At 70.7% G+C, this 12,236-nt stretch carries 12 protein-coding genes; 9 read left to right on the top strand and 3 right to left on the bottom strand.

Going from position 1 to position 12,236, the window contains the following annotated elements; all coding sequences use genetic code 11:
- The 5 genes from A5730_RS01210 to A5730_RS01190 all read left to right on the top strand — a co-directional run.
- The coding region (locus tag A5730_RS01210; RefSeq protein WP_067894507.1) for a hypothetical protein at positions 1-1,060 on the top strand (1,060 nt) is incomplete at its 5' end.
- Positions 1,061-1,074: 14 nt separating this feature from the next.
- Positions 1,075-1,728 carry a DUF4129 domain-containing protein gene (locus A5730_RS01205; RefSeq protein ID WP_067894496.1) on the top strand — a complete coding sequence of 218 codons (654 nt, stop codon included), beginning with the start codon at positions 1,075-1,077 and terminating at the stop codon, positions 1,726-1,728.
- Positions 1,728-2,873 carry a DUF4350 domain-containing protein gene (locus tag A5730_RS01200; protein ID WP_067894493.1) on the top strand — a complete coding sequence of 382 codons (1,146 nt, stop codon included), beginning with the start codon at positions 1,728-1,730 and terminating at the stop codon, positions 2,871-2,873. The genes A5730_RS01205 and A5730_RS01200 overlap by 1 nt, the downstream gene beginning before the upstream one ends.
- Positions 2,870-3,850 (top strand): MoxR family ATPase, encoded by a 981-nt coding sequence (locus tag A5730_RS01195; protein ID WP_055399904.1) that lies wholly within the window; start codon positions 2,870-2,872, stop codon positions 3,848-3,850. The genes A5730_RS01200 and A5730_RS01195 overlap by 4 nt, the downstream gene beginning before the upstream one ends.
- A gap of 49 nt (positions 3,851-3,899) precedes the next feature.
- Positions 3,900-5,222, top strand: a complete 1,323-nt coding sequence (locus A5730_RS01190; protein ID WP_067894486.1) for a DUF58 domain-containing protein — start codon at positions 3,900-3,902, stop codon at positions 5,220-5,222.
- Between the two features lie 5 nt (positions 5,223-5,227).
- Here A5730_RS01190 and A5730_RS01185 read toward each other — a convergent pair whose 3' ends face one another.
- Positions 5,228-6,220, bottom strand: coding sequence for a stage II sporulation protein M (locus tag A5730_RS01185; RefSeq protein ID WP_055399900.1), 993 nt, complete (start codon positions 6,218-6,220; stop codon positions 5,228-5,230).
- Between the two features lie 36 nt (positions 6,221-6,256).
- On the opposite strand from A5730_RS01185, the gene A5730_RS01180 reads away from it, so the two are divergent.
- Positions 6,257-7,123 carry an RDD family protein gene (locus A5730_RS01180; RefSeq protein WP_067894482.1) on the top strand — a complete coding sequence of 289 codons (867 nt, stop codon included), beginning with the start codon at positions 6,257-6,259 and terminating at the stop codon, positions 7,121-7,123.
- A gap of 6 nt (positions 7,124-7,129) precedes the next feature.
- Here A5730_RS01180 and A5730_RS01175 read toward each other — a convergent pair whose 3' ends face one another.
- Positions 7,130-7,531, bottom strand: coding sequence for a hypothetical protein (locus A5730_RS01175; RefSeq protein ID WP_067894480.1), 402 nt, complete (start codon positions 7,529-7,531; stop codon positions 7,130-7,132).
- 207 nt (positions 7,532-7,738) lie between these two features.
- On the opposite strand from A5730_RS01175, the gene A5730_RS01170 reads away from it, so the two are divergent.
- A complete protein-coding gene (locus tag A5730_RS01170) occupies positions 7,739-8,443 on the top strand; it encodes a PadR family transcriptional regulator (RefSeq protein ID WP_067894478.1) in 705 nt (234 codons plus the stop codon).
- Between the two features lie 24 nt (positions 8,444-8,467).
- On the opposite strand, the gene glpK is transcribed toward A5730_RS01170, so the two are convergent.
- On the bottom strand, positions 8,468-9,985 hold the full coding sequence (gene glpK, locus A5730_RS01165) for a glycerol kinase GlpK (RefSeq protein ID WP_082946661.1): 1,518 nt from the start codon (positions 9,983-9,985) through the stop codon (positions 8,468-8,470).
- An 84-nt stretch (positions 9,986-10,069) separates the two neighbouring features.
- Here glpK and A5730_RS01160 point away from each other — a divergent pair, with 84 nt between their 5' ends.
- A complete protein-coding gene (locus A5730_RS01160) occupies positions 10,070-11,551 on the top strand; it encodes a glutamate-cysteine ligase family protein (protein ID WP_067894476.1) in 1,482 nt (493 codons plus the stop codon).
- Between the two features lie 4 nt (positions 11,552-11,555).
- Positions 11,556-12,236 carry a class I SAM-dependent methyltransferase gene (locus A5730_RS01155; RefSeq protein ID WP_067894474.1) on the top strand — a complete coding sequence of 227 codons (681 nt, stop codon included), beginning with the start codon at positions 11,556-11,558 and terminating at the stop codon, positions 12,234-12,236.

The following is a 12,236-nucleotide window of genomic DNA, read 5'->3' as shown; positions in this document are numbered from 1 at the left end:
TAAGAGACAGGGTTACGGCCCACCCCCCGGCTACGGCCCCCCGCCGGGCTATGGTCCGCCGCCGAGTTACGGTCCGCCGCAACTGGTTCCGGGAGCGGTCAAGCCCGGCATCATCCCGCTGCGACCGCTGACCTTGGGTGACATCTTCAACGGCGCGGTCGGCTACGTCCGGGCCAACCCCAAGGCGACGTTGGGGCTGACCGCCATCGTGGTGGTGATCATCCAGATCGTCACGAAGGTGGCCGTCTTCGGGCCGTTGGCGGCCTACGGCCGGTTTTCGAGCGGCCACGGCAAGGAGCTGACCACTGGAGTGATCGGCGCCTGGTTCACGTCGATGGGCGCCGGCGTGGTGGTCGCCTGGCTGGGCGGCATGCTGCTGTCGGGCATGCTCACCGTCATCGTCGGGCGGGCGGTGTTCGGGTCGCCGATCACCATCGGGGAGACCTGGGCCAAAATCCGGGGCCGGCTGCTGCCGTTGTTCGGTCTGGCCGTGCTGGAAGGCGCCGCATTGGCGGTGGTCGCGGGCCTGGTGGCGGTGATCGTCGCCGTGCTGGCGGCGATCGGCAGCGCCGCGGCGGTGATCGTCCTGGGGCTGCCACTCGCACTCGCCGTGATCGCGCTGGTGGTGTGCCTGTACACGCTGGTGTTGTTCGCGCCCGTGCTGATCGTGCTGGAGCGGCTACCGGTCCTCGACGCCATCACCCGATCGTTCGCGTTGGTCCGCAACGGCTTCTGGCGGGTGCTCGGCATCCGGGTGCTGACCCTGCTGGTGACATCCGTTATCGCCGGCGCGGTCGCGGTGCCGTTCAACATCGCCAGCCAGGTCTTCCTGGTCAGCACGTCCACCGCGGGTTTCGTGGTGAGCACGGCGATCGCGTCGGTGGGCGCGGCGATCGGCGAGATCATCACCGCGCCTTTCAATGCCGGCGTCATCGCGCTGCTCTACACCGACCGCCGCATACGCGCGGAGGCCTTCGACCTGGTGTTGCAGACCGGCGCGGCCGGCGGACCGTACGCGGCCGCCTCCACCGACGACCTCTGGCTGACCCGGCCGGTCTGAGGACGAGTGACACGGTGCCCTCCATCGACATCGACCACGATGCCGCCCATCAGGCCGCCCAGGACGAGCTCAACAAGCCGATCTATGCGAAGGGCTCGGTCGGCCAACAGGTAGCCGAATGGCTGAACGAGGTGCTTTATCGGCTGCTGCAGAAGACCGCCCAGCTGCCGGGCGGATGGCTCACGGCCACGGTGCTTTTCATCCTGCTGGGGATCGCGCTGGTGGCCGCCGTTTACGTCGGGCGGCGCACGATGCGCACCAACCGCGGCGGCGACTACCAGCTGTTCGAAGCCGCCCAGCTCACCGCGGCCCAGCATCGCGCGACCGCCGAAAACTATGCGGCACAAGGTGACTGGGCCGCGGCGATCCGGCACCGGCTGCGCGCGGTCGCGCGCCAGCTCGAGGAGACCGGGATCCTCAACCCGGCGCCCGGCCGCACCGCCAACGAACTGGCCTCCGACGCCGGTGCCGTGTTGCCCCATCTTGCCGGTGAATTATCCGGGGCCGCAACGGCTTTCAACGACGTCACCTACGGGGAGCGACCCGGCACGCAGGGCGCATACCAGATGATCGCCGACCTCGACGATCATCTGCGGTTCCGCTCGGCGGCCGGGCCCGGCGCACCGGGGCAAACCGCCACGCCCGACTCGTGGGCGCAGGTGCGGTGATGGCCACCATCGGCCGTCGCGAACCCACCGCCTCAACGGCGGTGCAGCGCTGGCGATCCGGGCGCTGGGTGGTCCTCACGCTGATCGTCCTCGCCGTCATCGCCGGCGTCGATGCCTACCTGACCGCCCCGCGACCCGGCCCGCGGATGGATCCGGCGTCGACGAGTCCCGACGGCACCCATGCGCTGGTGGCGCTCCTGCGCGACGGCGGCGTCGACGTCGTGGTCGCCGGCAGCATCGCCGACGTCGAACGGGCGGCACGCCCCGACGCGCTGATCCTCGTGGCCCAGAGCCAGTATCTGACCGACCCGCTGCTGGACCGGCTGGCGAAGGCGCCCGGCGACCTGCTGCTGGTGGAACCGACGGCGCGCACCCGCAAGGCACTGCTGCCCGGCGTACGCGTCTCGGCCGCGGACACCTTCGACTCCGACCCCGACTGCACGCTGCGCGAGGCCACCCGGGCCGGGCCGGTTCACTTCGGGCCCAGCGACACCTACCACGCCACCGACGGCCGGGCGATGACCCGCTGCTACGGCGGGGCGCTGATCCGCTTCCGCGACGGCGGGCGGACCGTCACCGCGGTCGGCAGCACCGACTTCCTTACCAACGGCGCGCTGTTGGAGGCCGGCAACGCCGCCCTGGCGATGAACCTCGCGGGCGCGCGGCCGCGGCTGGTCTGGTACGCGCCGCACCGGGTCGAGGGTGAATCACCGCCACCGGGTTCGATTTCCGACCTCATCCCGGCGAACGTCACGTGGATCGTCTGGCAGCTGTGCCTGGTGGTGCTGCTGGTCGCGCTGTGGCGGGGCCGCCGGCCCGGCCCGCTGGTCGCCGAGGAGCTGCCCGTCGTGGTGCGCGCGTCGGAGACCGTCGAGGGCCGCGGCCGGCTGTACCGTTCGCGCCGCGCCCGCGACCGCGCCGCCGCGGCGCTGCGCACCGCCACCTTGCAGCGGCTGCTGCCCCGGCTGGGCCTGAATCTCGGGGCGTCGCCGCCCGCGGTGGCGGCCGCGGTGGCCGGCCGCAGCGGGGCCGATCCCGCATTCGTTTCCTACCAGCTGTTCGGGCCACCCCCGGCGACGGACCACGACCTGCTACAACTTGCCCGTGCGCTCGACGACATCGAAAGGCAGGTCACACGGACGTGACACAGTCTCCTTCCCCCGCCCAGACCCCCACCGCCGAGGCGGCGCGAGATGCGCTGCTGGCGTTGCGCGGTGAGCTCGCCAAGGCCGTCGTCGGACAGGAGGGGGTGGTCAGCGGCCTGGTGATCGCGCTGCTCTGCCGAGGCCACGTGCTGCTGGAAGGCGTTCCGGGAGTGGCGAAGACGCTGCTGGTGCGGGCGCTGGCCGCCGCGCTGCAATTGGAGTTCAAGCGCGTGCAGTTCACCCCCGACCTGATGCCCGGCGACGTCACGGGCTCACTGGTGTACGACGCGCGCACCGCCGCGTTCGCGTTCCGGCCCGGGCCCGTGTTCACCAACCTGCTGTTGGCCGACGAGATCAACCGAACCCCGCCGAAAACCCAGGCCGCGCTGCTCGAGGCGATGGAAGAGCGTCAGGTCAGCGTGGACGGGGTGCCGCAGCCCCTCCCCGACCCGTTCATCGTCGCCGCGACCCAGAACCCCGTCGAGTACGAGGGCACCTACCAGCTGCCCGAGGCACAGCTGGATCGCTTCCTGCTGAAACTGAATGTGACTCTGCCGCCCCGTGATTCGGAAATCGCCATCCTCGGTCGGCACGCCCAGGGTTTCGACCCCCGCGACCTGTCGGCGATCAAGCCGGTGGCCGGGCCCACCGAGCTGTCGGCCGGGCGCGACGCGGTGCGGCAGGTGCTGGTCGCCGACGAGGTGCTGGGCTACATCGTCGACATCGTCGGGGCCACCCGCTCGTCGCCCGCGCTGCAGCTGGGCGTGTCGCCGCGCGGGGCGACCGCGCTGCTGGCCACGGCCCGGTCCTGGGCCTGGCTGTCCGGCCGCAACTACGTCACCCCCGACGACGTCAAGGCGATGGCCCGGCCGACGTTGCGGCACCGGGTGATGCTGCGCCCCGAGGCGGAGCTCGAAGGGGCCACCCCCGACGGCGTGCTCGACGGAATATTGGCGTCGGTCCCGGTGCCGCGCTAGTGATCGCGCCGGCGACGATGCAGAGCGGAGCGATGAGGAGCGGCGCCCAGTGATCCTGACCGGACGCACCGGGCTGGTCGCGCTGATGTGCGTCCTGCCCATCGCGTTGTCGCCTTGGCCGGCAAGGACTTTCGGCGTTCTGTTCGTCGCGCTGGCGATTGCGGTGGCCGCGGACGTCGCGCTGGCGGCCAGCACCCGCAAACTGCGCTACATTCGGTCCCCGGACCGCTCCGCCCGGCTCGCCCAGCAGGTGGACGTCGGGCTGTTGATCCACAATGACGGCGGGCGGCGGTTTCGCGGCCAGGTTCGCGACGCCTGGCCGCCCAGCGCCGGCGCGCAGCCCCGCATCCATCCCGTGCGCATCCCGGCGGGGCAGCACCAGCACGTCCAGTCCCAGCTGCGACCCGTCCGCCGCGGCGAGCAGCGCGCGAAGGTGGTCACCGCCCGGTCCATCGGCCCGCTGGGGCTGGCGGGACGGCAGGGCTCGCAGGCGGTTCCGGGCCTGCTGCGGGTGCTGCCGCCCTTCCTGTCGCGCAAGCACCTGCCGGCGCGGCTGGCCAAACTGCGCGAGATCGACGGCCTGCTGCCGACGCTGATCCGCGGGCAGGGCACCGAATTCGACTCGCTGCGCGAGTATGTCGTCGGGGACGACGTGCGGTCGATCGACTGGCGTGCCACCGCGCGCCGCGCCGACGTCGTCGTCCGCACCTGGCGTCCTGAACGCGACCGGCGCGTGGTGATCGTGCTCGACACGGGCCGCACCGCCGCGGGCCGTGTCGGCGTCGACCCGACCGCCTCCGACCCCGCGGGCTGGCCCCGGCTGGACTGGTCGATGGATGCCGCCCTGCTGCTGGCGGCGCTCGCGTCGCGGGCCGGCGACCACGTTGACTTCCTCGCCCACGACCGGGTCACCCGGGCCGGCGTGTTCGGCGCCTCGCGCACCGAGCTGCTCGCCCAGCTCGTCGAAGCGATGGCTCCCTTGCAGCCGGCACTGCTCGAACCCGACTGGACCGCAATGGTTTCCGCCATTTCGCGGCGGGCGCGCCGCCGGTCGCTGGTGGTGCTGCTGACCGACCTGAACGCGACCGCCCTCGACGAGGGGCTGCTGCCGGTGCTGCCGCAGCTGTCGGCGAAACACCACCTGATGGTGGCCGCGGTCGCCGACCCGCGGGTCGACCAGATGGCCGCGGGGCGTTCGGATCCGGCCGCGGTGTACGACGCGGCGGCCGCCGAACGGTCCCGCAACGACCGCCGCGCGATCGCCACGCGGCTGCGTCGCGGTGGGGTGGAGGTCGTCGACGCCCCGCCCACCGAGCTCGCGCCCGCCCTGGCCGACCGCTACCTGGCGATGAAGGCCACCGGGCGGTTGTAACCGCTTCAGCCCGTGGGGATCACGTCGGGCGCGTCTTCGATGTCGCCGGTCTCACCGGCCCTGGCCGCGCGGCGACCGAAGTACACGATGTAGAACAAAAACGCCGCCTCGGCGACGATCCCGATGCCGACCCGAACGAAGGTGGGCAGCGGCGAAGGCGTCACCAACGCCTCGATCAACCCCGAGACCAGCAGGACGCCCACCAGCCCGATCGCCACCGAAACGACGGCGCGGCCCTGTTCGGCCAGCACCTGTCCGCGGGGCCGGTCGCCGGGCGAAATCACCGACCAGCCCAGCCGCATCCCCGCCGCCCCCGCCAAGAACACCGCGGTCAGCTCCAGCAGCCCGTGCGGCAGCAGCAGCCCGAGCAGCAGGCCGCCCTTGCCGGCCTGGAACATCAGCCCGGAGATCAGCCCCAGATTGGCGGCGTTCTGGAACAGCACGATCGGGATCGGCAGCCCCAACAGGACGGCCAACGCGATGCATTGCGCGGCCACCCAGGAGTTGTTCACCCAGATCTGCAGGGCGAACGCCGCGGCGGGGTGTTCGCTGTAGTAGGAGGCGATGTCGTGGTTGACCAATTGCTCGATGTCGCTTGGCGTTCCGACGACCGACTGCACCTCGGGACTGCCGGCCACCCAGAACGCGATGACGACGACCACGGCGTAGAAGGCCACCGCGGTGCCCAGCCACCACCGCCAGGACCGGTACGCGACCACCGGGAAGGACACCGTCCAAAACCGCGTGAAGGTGCGGGTCAACGGCGCGTGGGCGCCGGTCACGACAGATCGGGCGCGCGCGACCAGGCTGGAGAGCCGACCGATCAGCAGCGAGTCCGAGGAGGCCGAGCGCAGCATCGACAGGTGGGTGGACACCCGCTGGTACAGCTCGACGAGTTCGTCGACCTCGGCGCCGGTCAGCGAGCGACGCCTCCCGACCAGCCGGTCGAGGCGGTCCCAGGTACCGCGATGGGCCAGCACGAATGCGTCGACGTCCACCCTGCGCAGCCTAATCGCCCTGTACCGTTCGGTGTTATGTCGGAGGTGGTGACCGGCGACGCCGTCGTGCTCGATGTACAGATCGCCCAGTTGCCGGTGCGGACGCTGAGCGCGCTGATCGATATCGCCGTGCTCGTCGTCTGTTACGTCCTCGGGCTGATGTTGTGGGCCGCCACGCTGACCGAGTTCGACCCGGCGCTGAGCACCGCGGTGCTGCTCATCTTCACGGTGGTGGTGATCGTCGGTTACCCCGTGGTGCTCGAAACGGCAACGCGCGGACGCTCGGTGGGCAAGATCGCGATGGGCCTGCGGGTGGTGTCCGACGACGGCGGCCCAGAACGCTTCCGGCAGGCCCTGTTTCGGGCGCTCGCGTCGGTGGTGGAGATCTGGATGCTGTTCGGGAGTCCCGCCGTCATCTGTAGCCTGCTGTCGCCCAAGGCCAAGCGGGTCGGCGACATCTTCGCCGGCACCATCGTCGTCAACGAACGCGGACCCCGGCTGGGTCCCCCGCCGATGATGCCACCCGCGTTGGCCTGGTGGGCCTCGTCGCTGCAGCTGTCCGGGCTGTCCCCCGGGCAAGCCGAGGTCGCGCGCCAATTCCTCTCGCGCGCAACACAACTCGATCGGCAGTTACGCCAGCAGATGGCATATCGCATCGCCGGAGACGTGATGTCCCGCGTCGCCCCGCCCCCGCCGCCCGGCGCCCCGCCTGAGCTGGTGCTCGCGGCCGTCCTCGCCGAACGGCACCGCCGCGAGCTGGCCCGGCTTCGGCCCGCCACGCCGCCGGGCCCCGCGCCGTGGCCATCCTGGCCGCAACCGCAGGCGGTCCCGTGGCCGGAGCAGGCGCCACCCGCGCAGGCGCCCCCCAATCCCACGCCGGGCGGTTTTTCGCCCCCGGGGTGACGCCCGCTAACCGGAGACGCTGAGCGCCATCAGGGCGACGTCGGCGATCAGCAGCGCCCACCCGAACAGCGGAACGGCAATGCCGCCGCGGCGCTTCGCGGTGAACAGCGAGATGACGATCACCACGACGGCGACCGCGGGTGCGCCGTAGAACGCCACCCCGAAATCGATGCCGCCGCGGCCCAGGTTGGGGCAACTGCGGTCGGCGCAGCCGGCGGTACTCATCACCGCGCCGAGCGCGAACAGCATCACGATGGCGGCGGCGGGCACGGTGGCCAGCGCCAACGCCCAGTTGACCCACGACCACGCGTTGCGGCTACCACTTCCGCGACCGCTGTCACCCCGCCCGGGGCCGGTCGCGGCGGAGGTCCCGCCGCCCACCGTCAGGTTGGAGTTATCGGCGTTCATCCCACAGTTCCTACCCGCCGCCTGGGCGGCGCAAACCGGCCCGGCCATCACAGCCGCAAGTGCGTCGGCGCAGGTCAACGGGATCGCGGCGGCGGCGCGCGGCGGCTGCCGCAACTCAGACGTTGCATCGCGATAGTTTCCGATATATCGTGATATTCCGTAAGCGCGCAGATCGCGCGCTTCCCCGAGAACGTGAGGACTACAACCATGAGCAACCCATTCACACCCCCCAACGGACCGTTCGTCGGCGGATTCGGCTTCGCCCCCGGCCCGGCGCAACGGCGCGCCCTGCACGGCGCCGGGCAGCAGGCCCGGCGCGAATTCTTGGAAAACCTCCGCGACCAGGCGGGTGACCACGGCTTCGGCCCGGGTTTCGGCCCTGGCTTCGGCCCCGGCTTCGGACCCGGGTTCGGCCCGGGATTCGGCTTCGGGCCGGGCGGCCGGCGCGGCGGATGGCGCCGTGGCGGCCCCGGCCGCGGTAAGCGCGGCGACGTCCGCGCGGCCATCCTGGCGCTGCTGGCCGAGCGGCCGATGCACGGCTACGAGATGATCCAGCAGATCGCCGAACGCAGCAACGGGCTCTGGAAGCCGAGCCCCGGCTCGGTCTATCCGACGCTGCAGCTGCTGACCGACGAGGGGCTGATCACCGCCAGCGAGAGTGAGGGCAGCAAGAAGCTGTTCGAGCTCACCGACGAGGGTCGCGCGGCGGCCGAGAAGATCGAGACCCTGCCGTGGGACGAGATCGCCGAAGGCGCCGACCCGGGTCAGATGAACCTACGGGCCGCCGTCGGCCAGTTGTTCGGCGCGGTCGCGCAGTCCGCGCACACCGCCACCGCCGAGCAGCAGCAGCGCATCGTCGAAATTCTCAACAACGCCCGGCGCGAGGTCTACGGCATCCTCGGCGAGGACTGAGCCCCACCCGCAGCGGGCCATGGATCAGGACACGTCGACCCAGTCCAGGGTCCGCTGCACCGCCTTGCGCCACCCCTCGTAGCCGGCGGCGCGCTGCTCGTCGCTCCAGGCCGGCGTCCAGCGCTTGTCCTCGTGCCAGTTGGCGCGCAGGTCGGACGGGTCGGCCCAGAACCCCACCGCCAATCCCGCCGCGTAGGCCGCGCCCAGCGCAGTGGTCTCGGCGACCACCGGGCGGACCACGTCGACGCCGAGCACATCGGCCTGGATCTGCATGCACAGGTCGTTGCCGGTGACGCCGCCGTCGACCTTCAACACCTCAAGGCGCACACCGGAATCCGCCGCCATCGCGTCCACCACGTCGCGGCTCTGGTAGCAGATCGCCTCCAGCGTCGCGCGGGCCAGGTGCGCGTTGGTGTTGAACCGGGACAGCCCCACGATCGCCCCGCGGGCGTCGGAGCGCCAGTAGGGCGCGAACAGCCCGGAGAACGCCGGGACGAAATACACCCCGCCGTTGTCGGCGACCTGGCGCGCCAGCGACTCGCTCTGCGCGGCGCCGCTGATGATGCCCAGCTGGTCGCGCAGCCATTGCACCGCGGCCCCGGTGACCGCGATCGAACCCTCAAGCGCGTAAACGGGTTTGGCGTCGCCGAACTGGTAGCAGACGGTGGTCAGCAGCCCGTTGTCAGATCGCACGATCGTTTCACCGGTGTTGAGCAGCAAGAAGTTTCCCGTGCCGTAGGTGTTTTTCGCCTCACCCTCCGACAGGCACACCTGGCCCACCATCGCCGCGTGCTGGTCGCCGAGGACGCCCGTGACCGGCACCTCGCCACCGACCGGCCCGGTCTGCGCCGAGACGCCGTAGGGCTGCGGCGACGACGACGGGGCGATGGACGGCAGCATCGCCCGCGGGATCGCGAAGAACGACAGCAGCTCGTCGTCCCAGTCCAGCGTCTCCAGGTTCATGAGCATGGTCCGGCTGGCGTTGGTCACGTCGGTGACGTGCACGCCGCCGCGCGGGCCCCCGGTCAGGTTCCACAGCACCCAGGTGTCCGGGGTGCCGAACAGGGCGTCACCGCTCTCGGCGGCCTCCCGCACCCCGTCGACGTTCTCCAGGATCCACTGCAGCTTGCCGCCCGAGAAGTACGTCGCCGGCGGCAGGCCCGCCTTGCGGCGGATCACCTCACCGCGGCCGTCCCGCTCCAGCGCCGACGCGATCCGGTCGGTGCGGGTGTCCTGCCAGACGATCGCGTTGTAATAGGGCCGGCCGGTGCGCCGATCCCACACCAGCGTGGTCTCCCGTTGGTTCGTGATGCCAAGCGCGGCAATGTCTTTGGCGGACAGATTGGCCCGGTTCAACACCGACAACAGCACCGAAGAGGTGCGCTCCCAGATTTCCACCGGGTCGTGCTCGACCCAGCCGGCGCGGGGCAGGATCTGTTCGTGCTCGAGTTGATGGCGCGCCACTTCGGCCCCGTCGTGATCGAAGATCATGCAGCGGGTGCTGGTGGTTCCCTGGTCGATGGCGGCTACAAACTCGGGCACGTCAGGAGTCCATCATGGTCTGCCCCACTCGACAAGCGGCCGCGCTGCTTGCGTTACCGCTGGCAACCCTGTTCCATCGGCGGTGTGGGCGAAGAGGTCAAGCGCACCACGTACGACAGCGCGCAACGGCGGGAATACCAGCGCAAGCTCGAGCTTTGCCTGGACGTCCTGGAAACGATGCTGGCGCGGTCGCACTTCGACTCCGACAAGCCGCTCACCGGCATGGAGATCGAGTGCAACCTCGTCGACGCCGACTACCAGCCGGCGATGTCCAACCGCGACGTGCTGAACGCCATCGGGGACCCGGCCTTCCAGCCGGAATTGGGTGCCTACAACATCGAATTCAACGTGCCGCCCCACGCCCTGCCCGGTCACACCGCGCTCGATCTGGAGGGCGAGGTACGGGCCAGCCTCAACGACGCCGAGATCAAGGCCGGCACGGGCGGCGCACACATCGTGATGATCGGGATCCTGCCCACCCTGATGCCCGAACACCTGGCCACCGGCTGGATGAGCGACTCGAGGCGGTACGCGGCGCTCAACGAATCGATCTTCACCGCCCGCGGCGAAGACATTCCGATCGACATCTCCGGCCCCGAGCCGCTGAGTTGGCACGCCGTGTCCATCGCGCCCGAATCCGCTTGCACCAGCATCCAATTGCACCTGCAACTGGCCCCGGAAAAGTTCGCCGCCAACTGGAACGCGGCCCAGGTACTGGCCGGCCCGCAGTTGGCGCTGGGGGCCAACTCGCCGTACTTCTTCGGCCATCAGCTGTGGGCCGAGACCCGCATCGAGCTGTTCACCCAGTCCACCGACACCCGGCCCGAGGAGCTCAAGTCGCAGGGCGTGCGGCCGCGAGTGTGGTTCGGCGAACGGTGGATCACCTCGGTCCTGGACCTCTACCAGGAGAACATCCGCTACTTCCCGCCCCTGCTGCCCGAGGTGTCCGACGAGGACCCGGCCGCCGAGCTGTCCGCCGGGCGGGCGCCGCGGCTGTCCGAAATGCGGTTGCACAGCGGCACCGTGTACCGGTGGAACCGGCCGGTCTACGACGTGGTCGACGGGCGCCCGCACCTGCGGCTGGAGAATCGGGTGTTGCCGGCCGGACCGACCGTCGTCGACATGGTGGCGAATGCGGCCTTCTTCTACGGCGTGCTGCGCGTTTTGTCCGAGGACGACAACCCCGTGTGGCACGGCATGGATTTCGCTGCGGCGCAAGCGAATTTCCTCGCCGCGGCGCGCAACGGCATCGACGCCCGGCTGCGTTGGCCGGGCCCGGGCGAGGTGGCGGCGACCACGCTGGTGCTGGACACGTTGCTGCCGCTCGCCGACGAGGGACTGCGCCGCTGGGGCATGGACGCCGAAGTGCGCGACCGCTTCCTCGGTGTCGTCGAGGGCCGCGCCCGAACGGGCCGCAACGGCGCCAGCTGGCAGGTATCGACCGTGCGCGCGCTGGAAGCCGGCGGGATGACCCGCCCCGCCGCCTTGGCCGAGATGCTGCGCCGTTACTGCGAGCACATGCACGCCAACGAGCCGGTGCACACCTGGGAGTCGCGGGTAGGTTGAAACCATGACGGGCGATCAGGTCATGGACTGGGACAGCGCATACCGCGAGCAGGCGCACTTCGAGGGCCCGCCGCCGTGGAACATCGGTGAGCCGCAACCCGAACTGGCCGCGCTGGCCGCCGCCGGGAAGTTCCGCAGCGACGTCCTCGACGCGGGCTGCGGGGTCGCCGAGCTGTCGTTGGCGCTGGCCGCGCAGGGCTACACCGTGGTGGGCGTCGACCTCACGCCGACGGCCGTCGCGGCGGCCACCGAGGCCGCCCGGGAGCGCGGCCTGACCACTGCCAGCTTCGTCCAGGCCGACATCACCACGTTGCGCGGCTACGACGGCCGGTTTTCCACGATCGTCGATTCCACGCTGTTTCACTCGCTGCCGGTCGAGGGCCGCGACGGTTACCTGAGCTCCATCCACCGCGCGGCCGCGCCGGGGGCCGGCCTGTTCGTGCTGGTGTTCGCCAAGGGCGCCTTCCCCGCCGAGATGGAGCCCAAGCCCAACGAGGTCGACGAAGACGAACTTCGCGCCGCGGTGAGCAAGTATTGGGAGGTCGACGAGATCCGGCCGGCCCATATCCTGTCGAACGTCGTCGAGATCCCCAACGCTCCCTTCGAATTCCCGCCGCACGAACGCGACGAGAAGGGCCGAGTCAAGATGCCCGCCTACCTGCTGACGGCGCACAAGGCGGACTGA

This window comes from Mycobacterium sp. ACS4054 (assembly GCF_001667275.1).
Lineage (GTDB): Bacteria > Actinomycetota > Actinomycetes > Mycobacteriales > Mycobacteriaceae > Mycobacterium.
Note: the sequence above shows the minus strand (reverse complement) of the source record. Positions and strands in the feature narration are given on the sequence as shown.

Bases quoted from the DNA above. Each gene is read 5' to 3' on its own strand.
- A5730_RS01180 (WP_067894482.1), top strand. From the start codon at position 6,257: ATGTCGGAGGTGGTGACCGGCGACGCCGTCGTGCTCGATGTACAGATC.
- A5730_RS01175 (WP_067894480.1), bottom strand. From the start codon at position 7,531: ATGAACGCCGATAACTCCAACCTGACGGTGGGCGGCGGGACCTCCGCC.
- A5730_RS01200 (WP_067894493.1), top strand. From the start codon at position 1,728: ATGGCCACCATCGGCCGTCGCGAACCCACCGCCTCAACGGCGGTGCAG.
- A5730_RS01170 (WP_067894478.1), top strand. From the start codon at position 7,739: ATGAGCAACCCATTCACACCCCCCAACGGACCGTTCGTCGGCGGATTC.
- A5730_RS01155 (WP_067894474.1), top strand. From the start codon at position 11,556: ATGACGGGCGATCAGGTCATGGACTGGGACAGCGCATACCGCGAGCAG.